Source organism: Alcaligenes sp. PF14, assembly GCF_037150615.1.
Classification (GTDB): domain Bacteria; phylum Pseudomonadota; class Gammaproteobacteria; order Burkholderiales; family Burkholderiaceae_B; genus Alcaligenes; species Alcaligenes phenolicus.
In genome coordinates this window covers 99,526-124,255 of sequence record NZ_JBAGRS010000005.1, presented here as the reverse complement: position 1 = coordinate 124,255, position 24,730 = coordinate 99,526, and the positions used below count along the sequence as shown (strand labels likewise).

25 protein-coding genes are annotated in these 24,730 nt (G+C 57.3%); 20 read left to right on the top strand and 5 right to left on the bottom strand.

Features of this window, described 5'->3' with window-relative positions:
- Window position 1 precedes the first annotated feature (1 nt).
- Window positions 2-1,324, bottom strand: coding sequence for an MFS transporter (locus WFM49_RS12070; RefSeq protein ID WP_009463449.1), 1,323 nt, complete (start codon window positions 1,322-1,324; stop codon window positions 2-4).
- 136 nt (window positions 1,325-1,460) lie between these two features.
- On the opposite strand from WFM49_RS12070, the gene WFM49_RS12065 reads away from it, so the two are divergent.
- The 7 genes from WFM49_RS12065 (at window position 1,461) to WFM49_RS12035 (ending at window position 8,829) form a co-directional block, all read left to right on the top strand.
- Entirely contained in the window at window positions 1,461-2,360 is a 900-nt protein-coding gene (locus WFM49_RS12065) for a LysR family transcriptional regulator (protein WP_336973435.1), read from the top strand.
- Between the two features lie 66 nt (window positions 2,361-2,426).
- Window positions 2,427-3,110: a response regulator gene (locus tag WFM49_RS12060; protein WP_254500261.1), complete on the top strand. Its 684-nt coding sequence runs from the start codon at window positions 2,427-2,429 to the stop codon at window positions 3,108-3,110.
- Window positions 3,111-3,134: 24 nt separating this feature from the next.
- Window positions 3,135-4,541, top strand: coding sequence for a sensor histidine kinase (locus WFM49_RS12055; RefSeq protein ID WP_336973431.1), 1,407 nt, complete (start codon window positions 3,135-3,137; stop codon window positions 4,539-4,541).
- 123 nt (window positions 4,542-4,664) lie between these two features.
- Complete coding sequence (locus tag WFM49_RS12050; protein WP_021447208.1) at window positions 4,665-5,657, top strand: Bug family tripartite tricarboxylate transporter substrate binding protein; 993 nt, start codon at window positions 4,665-4,667, stop codon at window positions 5,655-5,657.
- Between the two features lie 94 nt (window positions 5,658-5,751).
- On the top strand, window positions 5,752-6,189 hold the full coding sequence (locus WFM49_RS12045) for a tripartite tricarboxylate transporter TctB family protein (RefSeq protein WP_031232925.1): 438 nt from the start codon (window positions 5,752-5,754) through the stop codon (window positions 6,187-6,189).
- On the top strand, window positions 6,186-7,709 hold the full coding sequence (locus WFM49_RS12040) for a tripartite tricarboxylate transporter permease (protein WP_009463441.1): 1,524 nt from the start codon (window positions 6,186-6,188) through the stop codon (window positions 7,707-7,709). The genes WFM49_RS12045 and WFM49_RS12040 overlap by 4 nt, the downstream gene beginning before the upstream one ends.
- 79 nt (window positions 7,710-7,788) lie before the next feature.
- Window positions 7,789-8,829, top strand: a complete 1,041-nt coding sequence (locus WFM49_RS12035; protein ID WP_021447207.1) for an AbrB family transcriptional regulator — start codon at window positions 7,789-7,791, stop codon at window positions 8,827-8,829.
- Window positions 8,830-8,917: 88 nt separating this feature from the next.
- Here the strand turns inward: WFM49_RS12035 and WFM49_RS12030 are convergent, their stop codons facing one another.
- The 3 genes from WFM49_RS12030 to WFM49_RS12020 all read right to left on the bottom strand — a co-directional run bounded on the left by WFM49_RS12030 (window position 8,918) and on the right by WFM49_RS12020 (window position 11,070).
- The gene (locus WFM49_RS12030) at window positions 8,918-9,445 is read right to left on the bottom strand and encodes a pyridoxamine 5'-phosphate oxidase family protein (protein ID WP_026483698.1); all 528 of its coding nucleotides are present in this window, start codon (window positions 9,443-9,445) and stop codon (window positions 8,918-8,920) included.
- Window positions 9,446-9,481: 36 nt separating this feature from the next.
- Window positions 9,482-10,030 carry a superoxide dismutase family protein gene (gene sodC, locus WFM49_RS12025; RefSeq protein ID WP_009463437.1) on the bottom strand — a complete coding sequence of 183 codons (549 nt, stop codon included), beginning with the start codon at window positions 10,028-10,030 and terminating at the stop codon, window positions 9,482-9,484.
- Window positions 10,031-10,305: 275 nt separating this feature from the next.
- Window positions 10,306-11,070 (bottom strand): class I SAM-dependent methyltransferase, encoded by a 765-nt coding sequence (locus tag WFM49_RS12020; RefSeq protein ID WP_336973425.1) that lies wholly within the window; start codon window positions 11,068-11,070, stop codon window positions 10,306-10,308.
- Window positions 11,071-11,304: 234 nt separating this feature from the next.
- Between WFM49_RS12020 and WFM49_RS12015 the strand changes: the two genes are divergently transcribed.
- Window positions 11,305-11,934: a class I SAM-dependent methyltransferase gene (locus WFM49_RS12015; RefSeq protein ID WP_021447206.1), complete on the top strand. Its 630-nt coding sequence runs from the start codon at window positions 11,305-11,307 to the stop codon at window positions 11,932-11,934.
- Between the two features lie 144 nt (window positions 11,935-12,078).
- Here WFM49_RS12015 and WFM49_RS12010 read toward each other — a convergent pair whose 3' ends face one another.
- Window positions 12,079-12,402 carry a hypothetical protein gene (locus tag WFM49_RS12010; RefSeq protein ID WP_128831723.1) on the bottom strand — a complete coding sequence of 108 codons (324 nt, stop codon included), beginning with the start codon at window positions 12,400-12,402 and terminating at the stop codon, window positions 12,079-12,081.
- Between the two features lie 445 nt (window positions 12,403-12,847).
- Here WFM49_RS12010 and WFM49_RS12005 point away from each other — a divergent pair, with 445 nt between their 5' ends.
- The 12 genes from WFM49_RS12005 to WFM49_RS11950 all read left to right on the top strand — a co-directional run bounded on the left by WFM49_RS12005 (window position 12,848) and on the right by WFM49_RS11950 (window position 24,579).
- Entirely contained in the window at window positions 12,848-14,386 is a 1,539-nt protein-coding gene (locus WFM49_RS12005) for a ShlB/FhaC/HecB family hemolysin secretion/activation protein (protein WP_021447205.1), read from the top strand.
- Between the two features lie 51 nt (window positions 14,387-14,437).
- A complete protein-coding gene (locus WFM49_RS12000) occupies window positions 14,438-16,384 on the top strand; it encodes a DUF2341 domain-containing protein (protein ID WP_336973423.1) in 1,947 nt (648 codons plus the stop codon).
- 9 nt (window positions 16,385-16,393) lie between these two features.
- Window positions 16,394-16,807 carry an ExbD/TolR family protein gene (locus WFM49_RS11995; RefSeq protein WP_009461843.1) on the top strand — a complete coding sequence of 138 codons (414 nt, stop codon included), beginning with the start codon at window positions 16,394-16,396 and terminating at the stop codon, window positions 16,805-16,807.
- Between the two features lie 19 nt (window positions 16,808-16,826).
- On the top strand, window positions 16,827-17,546 hold the full coding sequence (locus WFM49_RS11990) for a TonB family protein (protein ID WP_021447204.1): 720 nt from the start codon (window positions 16,827-16,829) through the stop codon (window positions 17,544-17,546).
- 42 nt (window positions 17,547-17,588) lie between these two features.
- Window positions 17,589-19,307 (top strand): putative porin, encoded by a 1,719-nt coding sequence (locus WFM49_RS11985; RefSeq protein ID WP_115634480.1) that lies wholly within the window; start codon window positions 17,589-17,591, stop codon window positions 19,305-19,307.
- Between the two features lie 66 nt (window positions 19,308-19,373).
- Window positions 19,374-20,024 (top strand): hypothetical protein, encoded by a 651-nt coding sequence (locus tag WFM49_RS11980; protein ID WP_021447203.1) that lies wholly within the window; start codon window positions 19,374-19,376, stop codon window positions 20,022-20,024.
- Between the two features lie 32 nt (window positions 20,025-20,056).
- Window positions 20,057-20,590, top strand: a complete 534-nt coding sequence (locus WFM49_RS11975) for a YbjN domain-containing protein (protein ID WP_021447202.1) — start codon at window positions 20,057-20,059, stop codon at window positions 20,588-20,590.
- Window positions 20,591-20,604: 14 nt separating this feature from the next.
- Entirely contained in the window at window positions 20,605-21,585 is a 981-nt protein-coding gene (locus WFM49_RS11970; RefSeq protein WP_336973420.1) for a peptidylprolyl isomerase, read from the top strand.
- Between the two features lie 119 nt (window positions 21,586-21,704).
- Window positions 21,705-22,175, top strand: coding sequence for a hypothetical protein (locus tag WFM49_RS11965; RefSeq protein WP_250756209.1), 471 nt, complete (start codon window positions 21,705-21,707; stop codon window positions 22,173-22,175).
- Window positions 22,176-22,424: 249 nt separating this feature from the next.
- Window positions 22,425-23,033, top strand: a complete 609-nt coding sequence (locus WFM49_RS11960) for an STN domain-containing protein (RefSeq protein WP_269509040.1) — start codon at window positions 22,425-22,427, stop codon at window positions 23,031-23,033.
- A 3-nt stretch (window positions 23,034-23,036) separates the two neighbouring features.
- Complete coding sequence (locus tag WFM49_RS11955; RefSeq protein WP_009461859.1) at window positions 23,037-23,591, top strand: RNA polymerase sigma factor; 555 nt, start codon at window positions 23,037-23,039, stop codon at window positions 23,589-23,591.
- 10 nt (window positions 23,592-23,601) lie between these two features.
- Window positions 23,602-24,579 (top strand): FecR family protein, encoded by a 978-nt coding sequence (locus tag WFM49_RS11950; RefSeq protein WP_336973416.1) that lies wholly within the window; start codon window positions 23,602-23,604, stop codon window positions 24,577-24,579.
- Window positions 24,580-24,730: the final 151 nt, after the last annotated feature.

The following is a 24,730-nucleotide window of genomic DNA, read 5'->3' as shown; positions in this document are numbered from 1 at the left end:
GTCAGCCTGCGGACAAGTCCACGTTTTTGGTTTCAGGCAGGCGGGTATACAGGATCAGGAAGCACACCAGGGATACCGCAGCCAGGTACCAGGCCGGTACGTTGGGGTTACCTGTGTACTGGATCAGGGCAGCAGCAATGAAGGGGCCAGGGCCAGCCAGCAGTGCTGACGAGACGTTGTGGCCCAGTGCGGCGCCGGTCGAGCGAATCGAGGCGGGGAACACTTCCACCAGCAGCACCACGTTCATGACGGCAGAGATGGCTACCAGGAAAGCCATGATGATCAGGCCCAGCAGGATCAGCGCGGGTTTGCCGGAGTTCATCATGATGAAGATCGGGTAGGCCATGATGGTCAGACCCGCAGCGGCAAACAGCGCCAGTTTGCGACGACCGTAGTGGTCCGAGAAGCGGCCAACCAGCGGGTGCAAGATGCAATACACCACCAACGAGGCACTGCACAGCCACAGGGCCGAGGTCTTGCTCATGCCCAGGATGGAAACCAGGTGGTTATTGGCGTAGGTGATGAAGTAGTACAGCGACACCAGGAACAGGGCGGAGAACGCAAAGGACAGAACAAAGGCGTTGAACTTGTCCTTGGACGAGACGCGCTCCAGCGTGTTGTTGGCTTTCTTTTCCTGCAGTTCGTGGTAGACGGGGGTGTCGTTCAGTTTGCGGCGGATAAAGACCGCAATGAAGGTCATCACAATCGACAGCACGAAGGGCACACGCCAGCCCCAGCTGTAGACCTGGGCTTCGGTCAGCGTGGCGTTGATGGCGGCAGCCGTGGCCGTACCCATCAGGAAAGCGATACCGGCGGTAAAGGTCACCACGCTGGCGGCCGAGGCACGACGGTTGGAGGGGGCGCTTTCCACCAGGAAAATACCGGCAGCGGACCACTCGCCACCCACCATCATGCCTTGCAGGAAGCGCAGCACAACCAGCAAGATAGGAGCCGTAATGCCGATGGTGTCATAGCCAGGCAGCAGGCCAATCAGAGTAGTGAACACACCCATGCCAAAGACGGTAATCATCAGCACGGTCTTGCGGCCAAAGCGGTCGCCAATGGGGCCCAGAATCAGGGCGCCAAAGGGGCGCGAAACAAAGCCCACGGCAAACACGGCCAGGGACGAGAGCAGGGAAACGCCAGCGGCGTCGGATGGAAAGTAGATGCTGCCGATAATGGCTGCAAAGTAGCCATAAATCGCGAAGTCAAACCATTCCATAAAGTTGCCAATACCAACGGCAACAACTTGTTTTTTACTTAAGCCCGGCTGGCCTGGGGGGGCCGATTTGGCATGCGAAGGGGCGACGGTAGCAGTGCCCATAAAGATCTCCTCGAGCAGGGCAGGTGAATACCTGACCCTTATTGTGGTTGTGGCTGATTTTTAGTCTAATCAAGCCAAATAATTATTCAAACTAATTAGAAAAATGGCTTCCATTAATATTGCTAATATTAGGCGGATGGATCTGAACTTGCTGCTGGTGTTCCAGTGCTTGATGAACGAGCGCAGCGTGACTAAGGCCGCCAATGCCCTATTTCTGACCCAGGGCGCGGTCAGCGCGTCCTTGCGCAAGTTGCGGGTGGTATTCAATGACGAGCTGTTTACCCGTGGTTCGCACGGAATGACGCCTACGCATCGGGCCTTGGAGATTGCCCCGCAGATATCCGAGGCCCTGAAAAGCATCTCGGCGCTGGTCACATCCGAGCAGGAGTTCGATCCAGCTCGCTCCAGCCGGGTTTTTCGCATCGCTTTGTCCGACGATCTGGAAAATATGCTGGCCAAACGCATGATTCGCATGGCTGACGAGCAGGGCTGGACGATCAGTTTTTCCTTCTACCAAACCAATAGCTATTTGTGGCCGCAAAGCATGGTGGAGCATGGGACGGATCTGGCGATCTGCTCCAGCCCCAAATTTCTGAGCACCATGCACAAGTCGCAAGTGCTGTTTTCCGCTTCCTATATCTGCATTTACGATAAGCAGTCCATTGCGTTTTCAACCCCCATCAGCAAGCAGGAGTATCTGCATGCTCATCATGGGCGGGTGTCCTTTGACGGCTTGCGCGGCTTTGTCGATGAACTCTTTGATGCCGAGCGACTGCAGCGCAAGGTCAAGGCCTCGTTCACGCATTTTTCCGGGGCAATCAACGCCATTATTGGCAGCCCCTTGGTGCTGACCATGCCCGATTACGCCGCCCGTTCCTTTGTGGAATGCAATAGTCGATTAGCCGTCTCGCCGGTGCCATTGCGGGTGCCATCTTTTGTGGTGTCCATGATTTGGGACATCAACAAGGAACATGATGAAGAAAGCCGCTGGTTGCGGCATTTTGTGCTGGAGCTGACCGAGTCTGTCAGCCAGTGACGTGCTGCTGATACGATCCGGCGGCGTACTATTGCCCCTGTTCTGTTTTCTTTTCTACTATCCGCCATGCGAATTTTATTGATTGAAGACGAGCCTGATTTGGCCCTGTGGCTGACACGCAGCATGCAAAAGAAAGGGTTTGCAGTCGAGTGGTCCAACGACGGGATGGTGGCCTACCATCGTTTGCAGATCGAGGAATTTGATGCGCTCGTCCTGGACCTGGGCTTGCCGGGCATGGACGGACGTGCCTTGCTGGCACGTCTGCGTTCGGAGGATAACCGGACTCCCGTGTTGATCTTGACGGCTCGCGACTCCTTGCAGGAGCGAGTGGAAGCCCTGGAGTGTGGGGCGGACGATTTTTTGCCCAAACCTTTTCGTATTGAAGAGCTGGTGGCGCGCGTTAATGCCCTGATTCGTCGTAGCCGGGGCAAGGACAAACCGCGTATGGCGTGTGGCAGCCTGGTCTATGACTTGTCCACGCAGCGCTTTACGCTGGATTCGACGCTTCTGTCCGTGTCACCGCGCGAGGCCGAGGTGCTGCGTATTCTGGTGCAGCGTAGCGGAGAGCCAGTGAACAAGCAGTTCATCCTGGATCGGCTCAATGACAAGGATGAGGATGAAATCAATATCGAAGCTATCGAGGTATTGGTGCATCGCTTGCGCAAGAAACTGCAGTCCTCGGATGTCCATATCGTCACTTTGCGCGGCGTAGGTTATTGCCTGGAGCCTGTAAGCGATGACGAGCCTTAGCGTATTGCCTTATTGGGGGCAAATATGGCCTTAAGCAGTTTGCGTCGTACTTTGTTGTTCATGCTGATTCCTGCGGCCTTGCTGACCTCGGGCGTGTCCCTGTTTGTTTCCAGCATGACCTTGAAAGATCAGGTCAACGCCGCGTTTGACCGGGCTTTGGCCGGTGCCTTGAAATCCATGTCGTCCAATGTCTTGACCATCAGTGGCGGGCTGGCGATGGAGCAGTCTTACTACATGATGGAGTTCATGGAGTACACCATCAGCAGTCAGGTGTATTTCAGAGTGGCCACTGAAGACGGTTTGTCGGAAATTGGCTTTACCGGTATGCCGCTTCCAGCGCGGCGTCTGCTCAGTAATCAGCCCGTTTTTTATGACGCTGAATATTTGGGAGAGCCCTTGCGCATCGCGGCAGTGGCGCTGGAATCGGATGGGCGCCTGCAGACTTATCAAGACAGCCGAATCCTGATTCAGGCAGGTGAAAACCTGAGCGAGCGCCATGCTTTCATACGCAAAGTCATTATCCAGAATCTGATTCAGGACGTGGCGGTGCTCAGCCTTTTCATTATTCTGATTCTGGTTGGCACCTTGCTGGCGCTACGCCCTTTGCGCAAGTTGAGCGCCGAGGTACGGCATCGTTCCCCCGACAACCTGGAGCCGATCAGCGAGGCCAGCCTGCCGCGAGAGGTCCGGCCTTTGGTACAGACCATCAATTTGCATATGGATCGTTATGCACGCAAATCACGCGAGCAACAGCAGTTTCTGGACGATGCCTCGCACCAGTTGAAAACCCCCTTGGCTGTTTTGCTGACCCAGGTGGATTTTGCCCTGTCTCTGGCCAAGACCGATGAGATGAAGGAGGTGCTGGAGGCAATTCAATTACGCTTGAACAACACGGCTCAGATGACGCATCAAATGGTGGCCTTGTCCAGGGTTCGCGATGCTGCTGACCAGCTACGCACCCGCGCGGCCTTGGGCACAGTCGACTTGTGCCAGCAAGCCGGGCTGGTGGTGGATGAGCTCTGGAGCCTGGCGAGGTCCAAGCGTCAGGACCTGGGCCTGGACGCGCCCTCCCCCCCTGTTCTGGTAGCCGGGGAGGCTTGGCTCTTGCAACAGGCTTTAAGCAATATGGTCAGCAATGCCATCAAGTACTGCCCACGTGCTGCATGCATTACGGTAACGGTGCGCAAGGAAGGGCCGGTGTGCAGCATTCAGGTTGAAGACGATGGTCCGGGTATGAGTGCTGATGATATGGCCAAGGCAGGCCATCGTTTCAGGCGCGGCGAGGCGGGGAAGGCCTTGCAGGGCTCCGGTTTGGGGCTGGCGATCGTACAGGCTATTGCACAGATTCATGGCGCCCGCATGAGCTTGCGGACAGGACCGCAGCAGCGTGGTTTGATCGTGCGTTTGGAGTTTGATTCGCTTGAACACTGATTGGATTTTCAGGGTATACCCTTGAAAATCGTGTTTTTTGGCGAAATTGAAAGGTAGGCGAAAGCTTCTCTCCGGTAAGGTCGCATCCATTACAACGACTAAGATCCTCCTGGAGGCGAATCAATGACTATCCACATGAAACTACGGGTGCTACTGGCCAGCAGTATTCTGGGCTTGAGCAGCCTGAGTGGCGTACAGGCTCAGCAACCCTCCAAGCCTGAGTGTATTGCTCCAGCACAGCCAGGCGGCGGGTTTGACCTGACCTGTCGTGTGGCCGTGAACGGTTTTCTGGAAACCAAGCTGCTGGAAAATCCCATGCGCACCGTCTATATGCCCGGCGGTGTAGGGGCGGTGGCCTATAACCATATCGTGGCGCAGCGTCCGGGCGACGGCAATGCGATTGCTGCTTTCTCGGGTGGCTCCCTGCTGAATCTGGCACAGGGCAAATTTGGCAAATATTCGGTAGAGGACGTGCGCTGGCTGGCGTCGATTGGCAGTGATTATGGCGTGACCATTGTGCGTGCGGACTCGCCTTATCAGGACCTGAAATCCCTGATGGAGGCCTTCAAGGCCGACCCGACCAAGATTGTTCTGGGCGCGGGTGGTTCCGTGGGTGGGCAGGACTGGATGAAGGCTGCGCTGACGGCCCGTGCCGCAGATGTGGATTTCCGCAAAATGCGCTTTGTTGCCTTTGAGGGCGGTGGCGAGGCGATGACGGCCCTGCGCGGTGGTCATATTCAGGCCTATATGGGCGATGCAGCCGAAGCTCACACCATGCTGGAGGGTGGGGCGCCTATTCGTATTCTGGCTGTCTTTAACGACAAGCGACTGGACGGTGCACTGGCCGAGATTCCCACGGCCAAAGAGCAGGGCTTTGATATTGAGTGGCCTATTATTCGCGGCTTTTATGTGGGCCCCAAAGTCTCTGACGAGCAATATCAGTGGTGGGTTCAGGCGTTCGAGCAGCTGATGAAAACGCCCGAGTTTGCTCGCATGCAAACTCAGCAGGGCCTGTTTCCCTTCAATATGAGCGGCCAGGAACTGGATGCTTACGTAAAACAACAAGTACTTCAGTATCGAGAATTGGCTGACTCGTTTGGCCTGATCAAGAAGTAAGTTTTTACGGTACTCCCGGCCAGTTTGTGCCGGGAGTGCCGCCTGTCTGCCCCGTCGTCCATGGCGGGTGAATCCGGAGATTCCAATCATGACGCTGAATGATCGCGTACTAGGCGTGGGCGCGCTGGTGCTCGCTGCCTTGATCACCGCTTTTGGCTACGACCTAGAGCCCCCATTTTCCTATGAACCTGTTGGGCCCAAGGCCTTTCCCTTATTGCTGGCCTTGATCATTGCTTTATGCGGGCTGCGCCTGACTATCAAAGGTGGTGGTACTGTGCCTGCCAACCCCAATGGAGCCAATGGCCGCATCTTGATGATGGTGGCTTATCTGGCGGCCTATGCCTGGCTGTTTCAGTGGCTGGGTTTCATCATTGCCACCACGCTGATGGCTACTTTGGTAGGCCGTCTGTTTGGCGGTAGCTGGAAGCAGGCCCTGATTGGCGGGCTGGCGATGGGAGTGGGGCTGTTTCTGCTATTTGATTTGGGCCTGGATGTGGTTCTGCCCTACGGCATCCTGGGAGAGTGGTTATGAGCTCGATTCTTGATTATTTGAGCGTAGGCTTTGGTGTTGCTTTTTCTGCCCAGAATCTGCTGGTCGCCGCGATTGGCGCTTTTATCGGCACCATTGTGGGCGTGTTGCCTGGGCTGGGGCCGATTAATGGTGTAGCCATGCTTGTGCCCATTGCCTTTGCCATGAAGCTGCCCCCGGAGTCTGCTCTGATCCTGCTGGCTGCTGTGTATGTGGGTGCGGAGTATGGTGGTCGTATTACCTCCATTCTGATCAATGTGCCCGGTGAAGCGGCAGCGGTCATGACGACGCTGGATGGTTATCCGCTGGCGCGCAAAGGTTTGGCCAGCGTGGCTTTGTCCTTGTCGGCTTTTTCCTCGTTCATCGGGTCCACCATTGCCATCTGCGGCATTGTGCTGCTGGCTCCCATGCTGGCGGGCTGGGCGGTTGCCTTTGGCCCGGCCGAGTATTTTGTGCTGATGGTGTTTGCCTTTTGTGCGCTGACCAGTTTGTTGGGGGATGAGCCAGTCAAAGGTATCCTGGCCGCCATGCTGGGCCTGTTCATTTCTACGGTGGGAGTGGACGCCAACTCGGGGGTATATCGGTACAGCTTTGATATTCCGAACCTGGCTGATGGCATTGATTTTGTTGTTGTCGTGATTGGTTTGTTTGCTGTGGCAGAGATGTTGCAGATGCTGGAAAACCTGTTGGGTGGCGTGTCGATCGAAGTACCTAAAAGCAAGCGCAAGCTCTTTAACCTGAAAGAGCTGGGCATGACCTGGTGGAGCACCGTGCGTGGTGGCGTGATGGGTTTTTTCATCGGTATCCTGCCCGGTGCCGGGGCCAGTGTGGCCTCTGCAGTAGCCTACGCCAATGAGAAAAAATATATCGAAGGCAAAGATCCCAATGCCATGTTTGGCCAGGGCGATATGCGTGGCCTGGCTGCGCCAGAGGCGGCCAATAACAGTGCTGCAACCGGCTCCTTTATTCCCATGCTGACACTGGGCGTGCCAGGCTCTGGAACAACGGCGGTCATGATGGGTGCCCTGACGCTGTACAACATCACGCCGGGGCCGGTACTGTTTGAGTCGCAGCCACAGATTGTGTGGGGCTTGATCGCCTCCTTGATGGTCGCCAACGTCATGCTGTTCTTGATGAACGTGCCCATGGTGCGGGTCTTTGCCTCCATGCTGGCTATTCCTCCGCGCCTGTTGGTGCCTGGTATTTTGGCGATCAGCTATATCGGGGTCTATGCCATCAATGGCACGAGCTTTGATCTGCTGCTGGTCGTTGGTATCGGCGTTCTGGGCTACTTCCTGCGCAAGATGAACGTGCCCATGGCACCGATGGTGCTGGGAGTGGTTCTGGGCAATATGATGGAGCAGAATCTGCGTCGCGCGCTGTCCATCACGAACGGTGAAATCGGTATTCTGTTCGAGAGCAAAGTTTCAATTGCCTTGTGGATCGCGGCCGTTTTGGTTAGTGTAGGTCCGATCGTGCTGCGTCGTATTGCAGGGCGCAAGCAACTGCACGACGAGACATAAATAGGGAGACCCCACCGCTTCGGTGGGGCTTTTATCCGGAGAAAGTGCCAGGCTGCGGCCTGGCCTTGTTGTTTTTGTTATGGCTATCTGGTTTCGAATTGCCCTGGGTTTTGGGGTAGCCCTGCTTGGTGCCCTGGTGGCCAGTTGGCTAAGTATGCCTTTGCCCTGGATGTTGGGTGCCCTGATCTTGACGGCAGCTACCAAAATGGCAGGCAGTCCGGGGGCCTGCATGCCGCTGGCGCGCAACGCAGGTCAATGGGTTATTGGGACATCCCTGGGGCTGTATTTCACTCCGGCCATGGTGCATCTGATTGGCAGTAATGCTCTGTTTATAGTGATGGGCATGGTGTTTGCGCTGGTCTTGTGCTGCATAGGTACATTCATGCTGACCCGTTATGCCGGTACGGATCTGCGTACTGCCTGGTTTGCCAGTGCAGTAGGAGGAGCCAGCGAGATGACGGGGCTGGCGGAGCGTTATGGCGCACGTCCGGATCTGGTCGCCTCTGCACATGGTTTGCGGGTGCTGATGGTCGTAGTGATTATTCCCTTCGCGTTCGAGGCTTTGGGCTTTTCGGGGGAGCAGGCGGGAGCTGTCGTACGGCCTGATTTTTTGAACCTTCCTGGCCTGGCTCTGCTGGTGCTGTTAAGCAGTGTGGCCGGCTTCCTCTTTCAAATCTTGCGTTTGCCCAACCCTTGGGTGCTAGGCCCTTTGTTGGTGGTGGCCATTCTTACGTATAACGACATTATTTTGTCGGGCCTGCCGATACAAATTTCCAACTTGGGGCAGCTGTGCATTGGCTGGGCTCTGGGCGACAAGTTCGGGCCGGACTTTTTCCGTCGTGCTCCCAGGTATTTGGGGGTAGCTGCCATCAGTAACCTGATCAATCTGTGCTTGGCGTTTGCCTTCGCCTATGGCCTGTATAGGCTTTCCGATATTGCCTATCCCACGTTGGTGCTTGGCGTCAGCCCAGGCGGCATTGCAGAGATGGCGATTACCGCCAAAGTGCTGCAACTGGGAGCGCCGATGGTGACCTCCTTTCAGGTGGCGCGCATGGTTTGCGTGTTGGTGTTGACCGGACCTTTATATACCCGTCTTGCCCGCCACTTGAAACTGAGTTGAGGGCTGTTCGTATCAGCCTGATGAAAAAAGCCCGGTGTCTGACCGGGCTTTTTTTTTGCATCAAGAAAGGGTGGCTTGCGGCAGAGGGTTAGCGGCCTGGCGTGACTTTGCCATGCTCGCCGATCTCGGTCAGGCGCTCGCCCATCAGGGTGGCTTTCAGCATTTTTCCGGCTTGTGCCAGCTTGCCTTCGCGCACGCTCCAGTACTCCGCACTATCAATATGCACGCACACCAGCGCCAGATCGGGGTCGGTAATACCCTCGGCAAACCAGGCTTCAGTCATGGTGTTCCAGAAGCGTTCTTTCTGGTTCATGGAGTCGACCACGCGGGCCATACCGGACACCGACACATAGGTGTCGCTTTTAGGATCGGCATAGCTGACGTTCACATGCGGATTGGCGGTCAGATTACTGACCGGGTCACTGCTGCGCGACATGAAGAACCATAGCTTGTCATGCTCATAGTCCTCTTGGGTCGACCCCATTTTTGCCTTCTGGGTTGTCATGGGCCAGGCATGAAGTTCGCCATTGGCCGCATGGGTGACGAACATCGCAAAGCGGATGTCCTTGATAATCTCTTGCAGATGTTCAAAGGAAGATTCAATTGTTTCGTTCATGGCATCTCCTTGAGAAGGTTGAAGAGTTAAGACTGCTTACTTAATCACCCCGCAAGCAAAGCGTCCGCCACCGCCGCCCAGGGGCGCGGGGTGGTCGGAGTGGTTGTCACCGCCTTCGTGAATCATCAGGGAGCGGCCCTTGATCTGATCCAAGGACTTCAGGCGTGGGGCCAGAACGGGTGTGCTGGCGGTACCGTCAGCCTGTACATACAGGGCGGGCAGGTCGCCCAAGTGGCCGTTGCCCCATGGGAAGCCGTGCTTGCCGGTTTTTGCAGGATCCAGGTGGCCGCCCGCTGCTCCGGCAGGCGTTACCTTGCCGTCTTTTTCGCTGGGGGCGCAGCTGGCGTTCTCATGCACATGGAAGCCATGTACACCGGGTTTCAGGTTTTTCAGGTCTGGCGTGAAAACCAAACCATGCTCTGTCTGACGGACGCTAACCTGGCCGATCTGTTCGCCAGCACCGCTTTCGGTAGCCATATTCATGGGAATGATGACATCGGCCAGCGAGGGGGCGGATAAAGCAAGGGTGGCGCCTGCGGTGGCCAAGACCATTGCGCATCGCGCTTTGAAGGAAGAAAAACGCATAAGGCTGATTCCTTTGCTGAAATAAAACAGAAGGTTAGATCAGCCTAGCATTGCAGCCGCGCCATACAGTTAAGAGACGTTTCTCTTTGTCAGTAAAGTCGGCTCGGAAAAGAGATCAACCGTGGGCGGTACGCTGGTGGTTCCGAACGTGTCGACAAGCTGTGTCTTGGATTCCGTCATGCTGAAAAATATTTTGACGATTAGATGCCAGTTCCAAGCCGTTGCCCTGACTTCGTGCCAAAGCGATACAGTATGAAGAAAAAGGCCAGCCGGAATCAGTACTCTGCTTCCACCTCTTCCACGGACAGCAGCTCCTGGTGGTCGAAGTACAGATGGGAGCTGATTACGGGCGAGGACTCGTCGGCCTGTGCGCTTAGTTCCAGACAATCGCCGGACAGATAAAGATCAGTCAGCAGAGCGGGTTTGCCATTCATCCAGATTTTCCCGCTGACATCCTGATACCGCTGCTTGAGCTGCAAGCGATAGTCCGTCCCGTCCAGACCTTCCCATTCCCATTCGCCTGCCACCTGCGCGGGCACAATCCATTTGTAGATTTTGATGCCGCCTACATGCAGGATCTCGTCGGCTTCCCAGTCTCCCATATCAAAGGCGTGCGACACAATGCGCGCACCGGGTCGCAGCTCCTGCAACAAGCGTGGGCGCAGGATGGCATTGATGGTGTCCATCAAGTACAGCGTCACGATGGTGGCCTGGCTGAAGTCTGCGGTAAACAGATCCTCTTCCACAAAGTCCACCAGATACTCCACGCCGGCATGGCCGGCTTGCTCCATGGCATCGGCAACGCGCAGCGGGTCCAGTTCGACGCCTATGCTGGTGCAGTGGTATTTTTTGGCGGCCGCAATGACAATGCGCCCATCGCCACAGCCCAGGTCATACAAGACGTCCTTGCGCCCGGTTTGAGCCAGTTGCAGCATGGTGTCGATGACGCGGTCGTCGCTGGGGACGAAGGGTACGTCCAGAAAAATGTCAGGTTCCACGATGGAATGGTCGTCAAGGTCTTTAATCAGGTCTTTGAACAATAGCGGTCCTTATCAATGGTGTTGGGCGAAAATTCGTTTAAATTCGGCTATCTATAGTTTAAACCACAGCAAATTAAGCCAAAATTCGCTTTTTGTGTGGATATGGACGATCATCAGTCTATGTCAGACTTATATGGCTCGACCTCATCCACGCCCGCCAAGTTAAAAACCCGTCTCCAGCATATACGAATCTCGCCCAGAGAATCGTTACGTATTCGTTCCTTGGTCGATCACATGCAATATGCTGACCCGTTGGGACATGCACAGTCTCTGGGCATAGGCCCGGCTGTCTGGCCCTTGTTTGGCCTGGTATGGCCGTCCAGCATCCAGCTGGCGCGCAAACTGAAAAACCGCCCCATTCGTGCGGATGAAAGCATTCTGGAACTGGGCTGCGGATTGGGCCTGACCAGTCTGGTGATGCATAAACGTGGCGCGCAAATCCACGCCAGCGATTGCCATCCCATGGTGCCGCATTTCCTGAAGCTGAATCAGGCTTTGAATGGCTTGTCCGATCTGCCGTATGTCCATGCCCAGTGGGGGGAGCAATCTTGCCCTGATTTATTGGCTTCTTTGGGGCTGAAACCCGCCCGGCAGCGTTATGACCTGATCGTGGGCAGTGACCTGTTGTATGAAGGGAATACGCCCGCCCAATTAGCCCAACTGGTAGACCAGCGCGCGAAGAAACAGGCCGAAGTCTGGGTGGTAGACCCGGACCGGGGGCATCGCAACAAATTTACTCAGGAAATGTCGCGCTACGGTTTTGAGCTGGTACGACAGGTCTGCTTGCGCGATCGTCCCATTTTGATGCCCGAAGGCAAGGAGGTGTCTTACAAGGGGCGCTGCTTGCAGTATCAGCGCAGTTAGAAAAAACACATCACCCCAGGTGTTTTTACCTGAGGGGCTGGAGTCGGTAAGCGCTGGCAAAAGCCCCACACAAATCGGACACGGGACCGATTTGTGTGGGGCTTTTCTATATTCAAACAGGTTTGCTTGAGGCCGGCTGCTTTCTCAGGGATTCGGCGGCGCAAAAGGCGAGGGCGCTGATGGCCGTGGCGGTCGTTGCGGATAAGCCGAGGTCCCGAAGTTCGAGCCCATGCGATTGCTGCTTGTTGCCGGATTGACCAAACCCATTGCATTCGGGCCTTTCTGGATGATGGCTTCAGACCCTATTCCTGGCGCCCCGGGTGTTGGGCCTGCTTTGGGCTGCATTTGCTGGCTCAAGCAATCGTAGGACAGGGCCGCCTGTCCATCCACTACTACACTGACACAGCCGGGAGACACATCGGACGGGGGCCTTTTTGCGCCTTCAATCTGCGCGTTTTCCTGTGCCATGCTGCCTGCCTGAACCAAAAACAATAAGAAGAAAAGGAGAGGGCGCATAGGGTGGTGCCAATAAAAAGAAGTCACACCATAACGGCGTTCGGGTTCCACACACCCTAGCGCAAGCTTTCTCTTTTCTGGGTGAAGTTTTCATGACAAAGGCGGCGTATTTTGCCGCTGTCATGGGGGCAGGCACATCGCGCCGTTGGGGACGAGTCCGCTTGGTTGGCCCCCGCCGCCCAGAAAGAATTATGAAGTTTTTGTTACAAACGAAAGTTTTCGATTTCTGCTGCGTCTAGATGTCAACGAGTCGCGCGGCGTGTCGTCCCAGCAGGGGCACACCGAAACAGCGCTCATCAGATTGAGGATCGGAAGCATCGTGATGCCAGCAGAAATTTCAGGGCGCAACGTCCGTTTGTCCGGGTGGAGGGGCCACCCCTTTTGTGCTGCGCCAGTGATGGCGCTGGCTTTGTTGCTGCCTCATAGTGCCTTTGCGCAGGCTCAGGGCAAGGTCAACATCAATGAATACATTGTGCGTGGCAATACCGTGCTGGATGCCCGCAGCATTGAAAAAGCGGTCTACCCCTTTTTAGGCCCCGAACGCAGCCTTGAGGATATTGAAAAAGCGCGCGACGCCTTGCAGGAAGTCTATAACGCGCAGGGCTATCAGTCGGTTTACGTGGACTTGCCCGAGCAGGCGGTGGCCGATGGCGTGGTGTTTTTCCAGGTCACGGAAACCAAGGTAGGCCGTGTGCGCGTGGTCGGTGCTGAACACTATTCGCCGCTGGCCATTCGTGACGGCGTGCCGTCCTTGCAAGAAGGTCAGGTGCCGGATTTCAGCAAGGCGCAGGCGGAACTGGCGGAGCTCAATCGCGGCGCCAGTCGTCAGGTCATGCCGATGGTGAAAGAGGGGCGTGTGCCCGGCACCATGGACGTGGATCTGCGCGTTGACGACAAAAGCCCCTGGAGTGCCAGTGTGGGCTTGAACAATGATTACAGCGCCGACACCAGCAAGCTGCGCGGCATGGTCACTCTTGGCCACGACAATCTTTGGCAAAGCGGCCATACCTTCTCCCTGACCTACTTCACAGCTCCGCGTGATATGCAGGATGCCAAGGTCTGGTCGGCGGCCTACACCATGCCTTTGTCCCCGCGCTGGAGCCTGGCGTTCTCTGGCTACAAGTCTGACAGCGACGTCTCGACTGTTGGCGGTACCAATGTGCTGGGCAAGGGCCAGTCTTACGGCATTCATGCCACCTACACCTTTCCGCAGTCCGGCTCCTGGTATCACACCGCCTCGATTGGCATGGACTACAAGGATTTTGAAGAGCAAACCCGTTTTGGTGAGACCAGTGACCGCGTGCCGCTGACGTATCTGCCCTTCACGTTGGCCTACAACGGCTACCGCTATACCGAAGACTCGCAAACCAGTGTCGGCCTGACCTTGACGGGCGCCAGCCGCAGCCTGTTTGGCCTGAACAGCGAGTGGGAAGAGTTCGACTACAAGCGCTGGATGGCCAGCCCCAGTTTCATGGTGTTCAAGGGCGATCTGAACCACACCGAAACTTTTGCCAAAGACTGGCAGGCCTATGGCCGAGTGGGCTTTCAGATTGGTTCAGGTGCTCTGGTTTCCAACGAACAGTTTTCGGCCGGTGGCGCGACCAGCGTGCGCGGTTATCTGGCCGCTGAGCGCAGTGCAGACGATGGCTGGATGGCCAGCGTCGAACTGCGCACCCCCTCGCTGGCCCGCTGGATTGGCCCCTCGGTTAACGAGTGGCGCTTCTACGCCTTCAGCGACGTTGCGCGTTTGCGCTTGCGTGACCCCTTGCCTGAGCAGGAGTCCAGCTTTCATCTGGCCAGTGTGGGCATCGGTACGCGTCTGCAAATGTTTGACTGGCTGTCCCTGCATGCCGACTGGGCTTATCCCCTGACGCAAGGCGTCAACACCGAACGACACGATCCGCGTGTGCACTTCAGCCTGCGCGCCTCCTTCTGACCCCCTTAGCCAGAACAATCTGCCTGATTTTGTTCCCGGAGTAATTCGATCATGAAACGCCTTCTTCTTTTGATGCTTGCCATGATGGTGGGCTGGCTGCCCGCCGTGGCGCAGGCCTGGTGGCAGCCTGACTGGCAGTACCGCAAGCAAATCTCTGTTGATACTACGCCTGAAGGCGCGGCCATCAGCGAAAACGTAGGTCGCACCCCCTTGCTGGTGCGTCTGCATACTGGCAATTTTTCCTTTGATGGCACCAATGAAAATGGCTCGGACCTGCGCTTTGTGTCCGGTGATGATCAGACCGTGCTGAACCACCAGATCGAGAGCTTTGACCCCTTGATGGGCATGGCGCTGATCTGGGTGGATATTCCTGAGGTGATGGCCAGCCAGAAGCAGGATATCTGGATGTACTACGGCAACGAGAAAGCCCCGGTGGCTTCCAATGGCCAGATTACCTTCGATCCCAACTACACCCTGGTCTATCATTTTGATGGCGCTGCTGGTGCACCTTCGCGTGACAGTACGGCGTACACCAACCACGCTCAAACAGCCCCAGCGGGCGTGATTGACGGCGTGTCCGGACGTGCCGCCCAGTTTGTGGGTACAGCGCCCTTGATGCTGCCTGCCAGTCCTTCCCTGGCCGTGCCAGCAACCGGTGCTTTTTCGTTCAGCGCCTGGGTGCGTGCAGATCAGCCCCAAGGCCAGCAATTGGTCTATGCCCGTCGTGATGGTGCCAACAGCTTTCTGATCGGTCTGGACCAGGGCGTGCCCTTTGTTGAGATCAATGGCCAACGCAGTCCTGCCGGTGCCCCCTTGTCGCCCAGCACCTGGCAGCACCTGGCCGTGACAGCCGATGGCAGCCAAGTGATTCTGTACGTCCAGGGCCGTGCCACGGCTTCCCTGAATGCCAGCCTGCCACCACTGAACACGGTTGCCGCTTTGGGTGGTGATGTCCCCGGCACCTTGCTGGCCGCGCCTGCTCCTGTGGCGGCTGAAGTAGCTGACGGGGCCACGCCCGGTGTCGCTGCCTCTGCCGGTGCCGAGGCCACAGCGCCTGTCGCCGCTCCAGTCGCTAACTATGCTCCCTTTGTTGGCGCGATCGACGAGCTGCGCTTGTCCAAGATTGCTCGACCTGCTGCCCTGATCTACGCCGATGCCCTGGCACAAGGAGCCGAGTCTCGCCTGATTGCGTACGGTGCGGATGAAGAGCAGTCCGGCTTCGGTTTTGGTGCTCTGGGCTTTCTGTTGAAAGCTGTCCCGATGGACGCCTGGATTGTGATCGCTGTGCTGGTCTTCATGATGTTCCAGTCCTGGGTCATCATGTACCGCAAGAGCCGTCAGGTGGGCCGTGTGCAAGAAGCCAACCGTCAGTTCCGTGCTGCATTTGGTGAGTCCGGCGGCAAGCTGGATGCGGTACAGACCGACGCCAAGGCCGAACAGAACTTTGCCCATTCCTCTTTGTGGCGTCTGTACCGCATGGGGGTGAAAGAGCTGCACAACCGTCAGGCCCAGGGCATGAAGGCCTTGTCTCCCAACACCATCGAAGCCATCCGCGCTTCCATGGACGGTGTTCGCACACAAGAAAATCAGGCACTGGGTGCACGTCTGGGCATTTTGTCCAACGCGATTGCCGGTGGCCCTTACATCGGTCTGCTTGGCACGGTGCTGGGGATCATGGTGGTGTTCCTGGGAACCGCGATGGCGGGTGATGTGAACATCAATGCAATTGCTCCCGGTATGGCTGCTGCCTTGCTGGCGACTGCAATGGGTCTGTTCGTCGCGATTCCGGCCCTGTTTGGCTACAACCGCCTGATTGGCCGCAATAAAGACGTCAGCGCGGATATGCGTGTGTTTGTGGACGAGTTTGTGACTCGCCTGGCTGAAATTCATGGCCAGAACAGCGCGCCCGGCAAAACCAAACACGACAAGCATGAGGCGGCATTGGCTCAAGGCGCTGACCTTGATCTGGCCAATACCCAGGCTGCTGGCTCGGCATAAGGAACGGACATGGCAGCCCTACGAGACGACGATGATGACGGCGCAGCCGTTGACGGCATCAACATTACCCCGCTGGTTGATGTGCTGATGGTGGTGCTGGTCATGTTCATCCTGACCGCCACCGCACAAATTTCCGGCATTCAGGTGAATTTGCCCAAGGCCAGTTCCACCGTGTCCCTGGTTCAACCCAAAACCAAAGCCATCTCCGTGAACGAAGCGGGCCAGGTGTTTCTGGATGCCTATCCGGTGACCCTGCCCGAGCTGGAAGACCGCTTGCGTACCGAGAAAGCCCTGAACCCGGATTTCCCGGTCATTGTGCGCGGCGACAGCATTGTGCAGTACCAGAAAGTGGTGGAAGTGCTGGATGTGTTGCGGCGCTTGGAACTGTCCCAGGTCGGTCTGGTGACCGGCAAACCTCAGTAAGTTAATTGGTGTTCTAACGATGTTGCCAAACTCATCCAAACCGCAAGCCAACCAACGCGCACGCTGGCGTCGGCTGGCCATCAGGGGGCTGGTTGTGGTGCTGGTGGCGCTGCTGGGCTGGTGGGTCTGGAAATGGGCCAACGACATGGCAGGGATCAAGCGCCAGGTGCCCAAAGAGCCCATGTTGATTCCTTTGCCGCCACCGCCTCCTCCGCCGCCCGAACCCGAGCCGCCACCGGAGCCTGAAGAGCCCAAAGAAGAGGAAGTGGTCGAGCCGGAGCCTGAACCCGAGCCTACGCCGGTTGAAGAGCCCCAACCGCAGGATGAAGCGCCACCTACGCCATCGGACGATTTGTCAGACCCGATGCAGATGGACAGCGACGCCCAGGCCGGTACTGACAGTTTCAACATCAGTGCCGGACAGGGACGAGGCATGGGCGGCAGTGGCGGTGGCCGTGCAGGCAATGCCACCTATAGCCAGTACTTGGCCTATGCGCTGCAAAAAATCCTGCGTGAGGACAGCCGCACCCGCAACTTGGTCTACCGCGTTCAGGTGCAGTTGTGGTTGACCGAAGACGGGTCCATTACCCGTGTCGCCCTGGCGCAGTCCTCGGGCGATACCGAGATTGATGAGGCCTTGGTAGCTGCCTTGCGTGAAGTCGGGCGCTTGAGCGAGCGGCCACCGGCGTCGGTAAGCATGCCTATCCGAGCCCAGGTAACGGGTCGTAGGCCCAGTTGATTGTCTGCCTTTTTTGACCGAATGATTTGGAGTGCGCTTTTCATGAAAACCCATCCTAGTCGGCTGGCTTGCGCGGTGGCGCTGGCCTTGACCTGCACCGCTGGCCCTGTGCTGGCTCAGGCGCCATCCCAGAACGCCACCGTTAACCTGATTCGTCTGCTGGTGCAGCAAGGCGTCTTGCCCCAGGCTCAGGCCGATGCCCTGGTGGCTCAGGCCGAGGCGGAAGCGGCCCAGGCTCGTAAAGCCGATATTGGTGCAGCAGGTGCCGCCCAGGCCCGGCCAGGTGATGTGCGTGTCACGTACATCCCGGAGACGGTGCGTGAGCAGATCCGCGAAGAAGTGAAGAATGAAGTGATGTCGCAAGCCAAGGCCGAGAACTGGGCCCAGCCCAACACCTTCCCGGACTGGGTGTCGCGCATCACGGTTGAAGGCGATGTACGCGTGCGTAACGAGTCGCGCCTGATGGATGGCGCGAACAGTAACGAGTTGATCAACTTTGCGAAGTGGAACGACAACGGCCCCATTCCTACCGTGGTCGAAAACAAGCCCTATGGTTTGAAGATTCCTTATCTGAACAGTCGCCAGGACCGCCGCAACCTGTGGCGTATCCGTGCTCGTCTGGGTGTGAAAGCGACGCTGTCCGAGCGTTGGGAGGCCGGTATCCGCCTGGCCACGGGCAGCGATGACAATCCGGTGTCCACTTCCGATACGTTGGGCAACGGCATGGGCAAGAAGCACCTGTGGCTGGATCAGGCCTACTTGTCTTACCGTCCTGCCGATTGGGCCACCATTGTGGCGGGCCGTGCCTCCAGCCCCTTTGATTCCACGGATCTGCTGTGGTCGTCTGACTTGAATGTCGATGGGATTTCTGCTGCCTTCAAGCACGCGATGTCGGATCGTCCAGTGACCGTCTTTGGCAATCTGGGTGCCTATGCGCTGGAATACGCCAACACGCCATGGGATCGCAACAGCCTGTCCGAAGGCTCCAGCGAAAACAAATGGCTGCTGGGTGCGCAGATCGGTGCCGAATGGAAGATCAACCAGCGCAACAATCTGCGCGGCAGCGTAGCGTACTACCACTTTGACAATATCGCCGGCCAGCGCTCCAGCGCGTGTACTTTGTACTCGTCCAGCGATGTGTGTGACACAGACTGGTCGCGTCCGGCCTTCATGCAAAAGGGCAATACCGTCTTCCTCTTGCGTGACATCCGTCAGTGGTCGGCAGATCCCAAGAACTGGAACGAATGGCAATACGTGGGCCTGGCCTCCAAGTTCAACTTGCTGGACGTGAACATGCGCTGGGATACCGAAGTCATGAATGGCTTGAACCTGCGTTTGGCCGGTAATTACGTGCGTAACCTGGCTTACGACAGCAACAAGATGGCGGATCGTGCTGGTGGTCTGCACAACATCGCCTCCAACGGTACTTACGATGCCTCCGGTAACCCGACTGGTATCGAAAGCGGCGGCAATGCCTGGATGGTTCAAGCGACCTTGGGCAGCAGCCTGGGCTTGAAGGACAAGGGTGATTGGCTGGCTTTTGCGGGCTACAAGTACATCGAACCGGATGCCATGCCCGATGGCTATAACGATTCTTCCTTCCACTTGGGTGGCACCAATGCACGTGGCTACTTCCTGGGTGCAGGTTATGCCTTCGAGAAGAACGTAACCGGCCATCTGCGCTGGAGCAGCTCCAAGGAAGTCTATGGCGCACCGCTGTCTATCGACATCATCCAGCTTGAACTTAACGCCAGGTTCTAAGCCATGAAGATATTGAACTCATCCTGGAAGCCGTGTGTGCAGCCAAGTGGGCGCAAGCCTTTTCTCATGACGCTGGGCGCGCTGCTGCTGGCGGGCCTGGGCCAATGGGCTGGCCCAGCCATGGCACAAAAATCGGATATGGAGGAGCGGCTGCGCACGCAGTTGCGCTCCAGCACGCAGCAATTGCAGCAGTTGCAAAGCCAGCAAGCGCAGTTGACGGCCGCTAAGACGGCTGCAGAAACCGAACGTGATGCGGCCCGCAAGGAGGTCGAGCAACTGAAGGCCCGTTTGGACAAGGCCAGCAAGCAGGCGCAAAGCTTGCAAGACGAGCAGGAGGGCATCAAGACCTCTGCGCGTCAGCAAGTGGCGGCAGCGCAATCGCAATTAGGCCGTGCGCGTAACGAGTTTGAAACCTTGCAGGTGCAAGCTCGTGCCACTGAAACGCAGCGTGCCAGCCTGGCGTCCAGTCTGGCCCAGCGCGAAGAGGAACTGGGACTGTGCACGGCAAAAAACAAGGAATTGTATGCAGCCGGGAAAGAAATCCTGGCGGCGTATGAGCAGTTCAGCACGGGCGACTTGCTCAAGATCCGACAACCGCTGGCCGGCTCTGCACGCGTGAAGTTCGACGAGCACGCGCAGGCGCTGGGCGACAAGCTTTACGACGGCCTGTACACGCCCGGTGCCACGTCGTCGGAACAGCCGCCTGTCGCGCCCTGAGCCTTATTGATTGATACCCACAAGGAATATGTATGACTGACTCCCAAACCATCCAATCCGTCTCCTTGAAGCAATTGCAGGAGTTGTTGCAACAGATGGGCTATCGCGTGACCGAGTCCGAGCAGGCTGGGAATCGCCAGCTCTTGTCGGCTTCGCAAGGCATTGGTTTTGCGCTGCGCCTGGGTAATCCTGCGCATGAGGCGGACCAGGCACTGGATTACACCTTGAGCTGCGCTTTGCGCGTTCAAGGCGAGATGCCTGCCGGTATCGAATCGGCCTGGAATATTGGCAAGCGTTTTGCTCGCCTAGCGGTACAAGGCGAGTTTCTGGTGCTGGAAATGGACGTTATCGTGGCCGGTGGCGTTGCACCAAGCTACCTGCAAGCTACCGCTGAATTGTGGGACCGCTTGTTGCAGGAATTCCTGCTGTTTTTGCGTCAGCATGCGGCGGCCAATAATGAAGCCCAGAGTGCCGACAAGGGTGAAGCGGTTACTGTTCAGCCAGAAGTAGCCCAAGAGACTACTGCGCCTGTCGACGCTGAACAAACTGAAGCGGCACAAGCTTGAATCAGGTGAGCACGATGACACACCCCAAATTTCTGCTGCAAAGTGTGCTGGCTCTGAGCCTGTCGGCCCTGTTGGTGGGTTGTGGGAAAAATGGCGATGCTCAAGCCCAGCAGCCGCAAGCTGCCGGGCAACAAAGCAGCGCTCCGGCATCGACGGCAAAAAGCAGTGCTGCGACGCCGGCGGTCGCCACGCTGGGACAGGTGGTGGTCAGCCAGGACGAGCTACAGCAGTTCCTGCAGGTTTTGCCCGCAGCCCAGCGTGAAGCCATGCGTAATGATCGCGTGGTGCTGGAGCAGTGGCTGCGCAGCCGCTTGGCCGAGAAAGCCGTGGTAGAGCAGGCCAAGGCTCAGGAATGGGACAAGAAGGCCGAAATACGCAGTGCCATTGAAGAAGCGCAGAATCAGGTGATCCTGCGCAGCTATCTGCAATCCGTGTCTGAACCTGCAGCGGATTACCCGTCCGAGCAGGATCTGCAAACGGCTTATCAGGCCAATCAGGATCAGTTCCAGTTGCCGGCCATGTATCGCTTGAGCCAGATCTTTTTAAGCGTGCCGGACAAGGACGAACAGGCTTTGGCGCAAGCGAAGAAACGGGCCGATGCCTGGGTCAAGCAAATGCGCGAAGGCAAGGCGGATTTTGCGGCGCTGGCCAAAGAGCATTCGGACGAGAAAATCAGTGCCGAGCGGGGTGGCGACAATGGCTTTTTACCGATTAGCCAGTTGGTGCCAGCCATGCGTGCCACGGTTGCCAAGCTGGAACCGGGCCAGCTGAGTGATCCGATTGTGCAGGCCGATGGTGTGCATATTCTGCAGTTGACTGATCTGCGCCCGGCTAGCGTGCGTTCGCTGGAGGAAGTGAAGCCGGCGCTACGTGATGCCTTGCGTCGTCAGCGACAGCAGGAAGCAACGCAGGCCTATGTGGCTGGCATGCTGGATGCCGATACGGTAAGCGTGGATGGCAAGGTGTTGAGTCAGTTGTTGCAGCAGACCCCATAGTCTTGAACCCTGGGGGTGATGCTGGCTGTTTGTACCGGGAAAAATGTTGCAGGCAGCAGGCAGCAGGCAGCAGGCAGCAGGCAGCAGGCCCAGGGGCAGGGCGGGTGAAGGAGAATGGCATGCGATTGTGGCGGATCAGCAGTACGCATTGGGAAAAGCAGCATGAAGCCACGCCGTGGTTCAGTGCCAAAACTTCTTCTATCGCCATCTACCATGCCTCCCCTCTGGCGGCAGTGTGCGCGTATTTATTGCGCCACTGCCTGCCTCATCCAGACCTGATCCCCAGCCACCAGGCCCTGCACTCAGTCGGTGTCAGCCAGAATTTGATACGCCGTGCGCAGGTCTCGCGCCACTGGCATTTCAACCTGAAAGAAACGCGCGACCTGACCTTGCGCTGGCGCTTGCTGGCTGATCGGCCTGTGCTGTGTGTGCCTGCCTTGAACGGGGCGAATCAATATTTGATTGATACCCGCTCGCCGCTGATTTCCTTGATTCATCTGTACCGCCAGGATGCTCAGGCGCTGGAGCGCAGCCTGGAACAGATGCGTGAACACCTGCAGGGCGCTACGCCCTGGCTGGTGCTGCGCTAAGGTGGCTTGGCACGTAAAGCGGGCGGGAACTGTCACTATGTTGTCATTGGGGACTTCTACAATCGCCTCGCCTCACCCCTTTTCGTTTCACTGTCCGACGCCGCGGCTAGACCTATTAACGTGCGCATGACCATGACTCAGGTGGCGATCAGTGTGGCGGTGTTACTCGGCGCTTTCTTGTTATTTGCCTGTGCAAGTCTCGCAGTTGCCCGGTCTGATGCTGACACCCTGCTAAATTCTTCCGAACGTTTGTCTTTCGACATTGCGGCTCAGCCTTTGGCTCAGGCCCTGAAAGCGTATGGTCAACGTTCTGATCTCTCTGTGCTGCTGGACGGTGCCGATCCGCAGCGACCCATGCCAGCCGTGCGCGGCGAAATGACGCGCAAGCAAGCCTTGTCCTCCTTGCTGCATGGTTCGGGTTTGCAAGCCTATTACGTGGATAACCGCTCGATTGTGATCCGCTTGCCCGATAGCAGGCCGGGCAAAGTGGCCACCGGCCAGCGCCCCTTGAATCTGAATCACATCTCGGGCGTGCGTGATGGCGCCCATGATTACAGTGCCTATGTCACCCGAGTCCAGCAGACTGTGCGTAATGCCTTGTGCCGATCGCCCCAGACCCGTCCCGGCGTGTACCGGCTGGCCATGCAGCTGTGGCTGAACCCGCAGGGGCAGGTGGAACGCGTGCACCTGTTGGGCTCGACCGGGCAGGCCAGCCGCGATCAGGCGATCAGTCAGGTGCTGGACTCACTGGCAATGGGCGTGGCCCCGGATGCCAGTCTGCCGCAACCCTTGGTCCTGTTGCTGGCCCCCGTTTCGGGCCATGTGCGTGACGACTGCCCTGTGCAGGCCGGGAAGTAGATCATGTCCGAAGCTCTGCGTAGTCGTTTGCGCCAAAGTCTGATCGCCCGTTACACGCATTTGCGTCGGCGGCTGGAGCGCACGATAGGTTCGCGTGAAGATGCGGCGGATGCCTTGCAGGAAACCTGGATACGGATAGGGGGGGTAGGCAACGGAGTATCGGTGAACAATGACGAAGCCTACTTGCTGCGCATGGCCACCCATATCGCCATTGATTCCTACAAACAGCGCAACAGCTTGTTGACTGCCATGGATCTGGACGCCTTGAGCCATATTGCCGATGACACCTACGATACCCAGCGTTGTGCCTGGGCGCGCATCACGACGGCGCAATTGCTGGCTGTGCTGCAGGACATGCCGATTCGTCAGCGCACGATTTTGATGGCTTCGCGGGTGGATGGTCTGACCTATGCCCAGATCGCCAAACAGTACAATATTTCGGTTTCCCTGGTGAACAAGGAAATGATGCGCGCGCTGGACTATTTGCGACTGCGTTGCGCGGAACAATTCAATGATGCTGTGGGTGTCAGCGTCTCCGACAGCCTTACCGACGCTTAAGTTTTGCCCCATGAGTCCTTCTTCCTCCTTCCCGTCTGACGCCGTGCGTACCCAAGCCAATCAATGGTGGGTGCGGCTGCATTCGGGCAGTGCCCGGCAGTCCGATGCGCAGAGCTTTCAGCAATGGCTGGAGCAAAGTCCCGAACATCGTGTGGCCTGGCAGGAGCTGACGGTAACGATGGACACGGTAACGCCGGGTTTGCAGGCCGCCAGAGACTTGTTGCCGGAATGGAAAGCTCCCGCTGCCCCACCCGTATTTACGGCCCGGCGCGCCTTCATGGGGGGAGCTTTTGCAGCCTCGGCCCTGGCGGTGGTGGGAGTGGTACATCCGCCCTGGGGCTTGTGGCCATCGTTCACGGAACTGACAGCGGATTTTCGAACAGGGGTGGGCGAGCAGCGTGAGATTCAACTGGGGCAGGCCGTTGCCATTCAGATGAACACGCAAACTTGCATCAACCGTCGTGATACTGCCCAGGGGGCAGGCATTGAGCTTGTTGAAGGTGAAGTCGAAATCCGGGTGCTGGATGGAGCGGCCAGCCACCTCCACGTTCAGGCTGGGCCAGGGCGCATGCAAGCGCAACAGGCGCAGTTCAACGTGCGCTACACGGGGAAGAACGTAACGGTGACCTGCCTGCAAGGGCAGGTCCAGGTGCAGGCGAATCAAACCGTCACTTTGCAGGCGGGCCAGCAAACGGTTTACGACTATGAGCGCATCCACGCGGTGCAGCGCCCTAACCTGGACCAGGTCAGTTCCTGGCGACGTGGTTATCTGGCTTTTGAAGGTCAGCCTCTGGCCGATGTAGTGGAAGAATTGAACCGCTATCGGCCCGGAAAAATCGTGATTTACAGCGATAGTTTGAAGAGCCGCCCGGTGTACTTGAGCTTGTCCATCAGCGATATGGATTTGGCCCTGGATATGCTGCGCGCCATGTCCGGCATACGGGTGCAAGAGTTGGCGGGTGGTATTGCTCTGGTAAGGCAGGCGTAGTTACATAAAGTAACAAAATAGGCATGATTGATTTCTCGCCAGAACCAGTCTTGTAGATATGGATACGAAATCCCTCCAGTCTTAAGCCGGGAAACTCAAGCAATGTCGCCACGCCTACGCAGTTTGTCTTCCAAGTCATCTGATCCTAGAA

What these genes read in the sequence shown, in the direction of transcription:
- WFM49_RS12035 (WP_021447207.1), top strand. Translation starts at nt 7,789, where the DNA reads ATGGCTATCTGGTTTCGAATTGCCCTGGGTTTTGGGGTAGCCCTGCTT.
- WFM49_RS11965 (WP_250756209.1), top strand. Translation starts at nt 21,705, where the DNA reads ATGCGATTGTGGCGGATCAGCAGTACGCATTGGGAAAAGCAGCATGAA.
- WFM49_RS12065 (WP_336973435.1), top strand. Translation starts at nt 1,461, where the DNA reads ATGGATCTGAACTTGCTGCTGGTGTTCCAGTGCTTGATGAACGAGCGC.
- WFM49_RS11985 (WP_115634480.1), top strand. Translation starts at nt 17,589, where the DNA reads ATGAAAACCCATCCTAGTCGGCTGGCTTGCGCGGTGGCGCTGGCCTTG.
- WFM49_RS11980 (WP_021447203.1), top strand. Translation starts at nt 19,374, where the DNA reads ATGACGCTGGGCGCGCTGCTGCTGGCGGGCCTGGGCCAATGGGCTGGC.
- WFM49_RS12050 (WP_021447208.1), top strand. Translation starts at nt 4,665, where the DNA reads ATGACTATCCACATGAAACTACGGGTGCTACTGGCCAGCAGTATTCTG.
- sodC (WP_009463437.1), bottom strand. Translation starts at nt 10,030, where the DNA reads ATGCGTTTTTCTTCCTTCAAAGCGCGATGCGCAATGGTCTTGGCCACC.
- WFM49_RS12000 (WP_336973423.1), top strand. Translation starts at nt 14,438, where the DNA reads ATGAAACGCCTTCTTCTTTTGATGCTTGCCATGATGGTGGGCTGGCTG.
- WFM49_RS11995 (WP_009461843.1), top strand. Translation starts at nt 16,394, where the DNA reads ATGGCAGCCCTACGAGACGACGATGATGACGGCGCAGCCGTTGACGGC.
- WFM49_RS12030 (WP_026483698.1), bottom strand. Translation starts at nt 9,445, where the DNA reads ATGAACGAAACAATTGAATCTTCCTTTGAACATCTGCAAGAGATTATC.
- WFM49_RS12010 (WP_128831723.1), bottom strand. Translation starts at nt 12,402, where the DNA reads ATGGCACAGGAAAACGCGCAGATTGAAGGCGCAAAAAGGCCCCCGTCC.
- WFM49_RS11970 (WP_336973420.1), top strand. Translation starts at nt 20,605, where the DNA reads ATGACACACCCCAAATTTCTGCTGCAAAGTGTGCTGGCTCTGAGCCTG.
- WFM49_RS12015 (WP_021447206.1), top strand. Translation starts at nt 11,305, where the DNA reads ATGCAATATGCTGACCCGTTGGGACATGCACAGTCTCTGGGCATAGGC.
- WFM49_RS12070 (WP_009463449.1), bottom strand. Translation starts at nt 1,324, where the DNA reads ATGGGCACTGCTACCGTCGCCCCTTCGCATGCCAAATCGGCCCCCCCA.
- WFM49_RS12055 (WP_336973431.1), top strand. Translation starts at nt 3,135, where the DNA reads ATGGCCTTAAGCAGTTTGCGTCGTACTTTGTTGTTCATGCTGATTCCT.
- WFM49_RS12060 (WP_254500261.1), top strand. Translation starts at nt 2,427, where the DNA reads ATGCGAATTTTATTGATTGAAGACGAGCCTGATTTGGCCCTGTGGCTG.
- WFM49_RS11955 (WP_009461859.1), top strand. Translation starts at nt 23,037, where the DNA reads ATGTCCGAAGCTCTGCGTAGTCGTTTGCGCCAAAGTCTGATCGCCCGT.
- WFM49_RS11975 (WP_021447202.1), top strand. Translation starts at nt 20,057, where the DNA reads ATGACTGACTCCCAAACCATCCAATCCGTCTCCTTGAAGCAATTGCAG.
- WFM49_RS11990 (WP_021447204.1), top strand. Translation starts at nt 16,827, where the DNA reads ATGTTGCCAAACTCATCCAAACCGCAAGCCAACCAACGCGCACGCTGG.
- WFM49_RS12005 (WP_021447205.1), top strand. Translation starts at nt 12,848, where the DNA reads ATGGCGCTGGCTTTGTTGCTGCCTCATAGTGCCTTTGCGCAGGCTCAG.
- WFM49_RS12040 (WP_009463441.1), top strand. Translation starts at nt 6,186, where the DNA reads ATGAGCTCGATTCTTGATTATTTGAGCGTAGGCTTTGGTGTTGCTTTT.
- WFM49_RS11950 (WP_336973416.1), top strand. Translation starts at nt 23,602, where the DNA reads ATGAGTCCTTCTTCCTCCTTCCCGTCTGACGCCGTGCGTACCCAAGCC.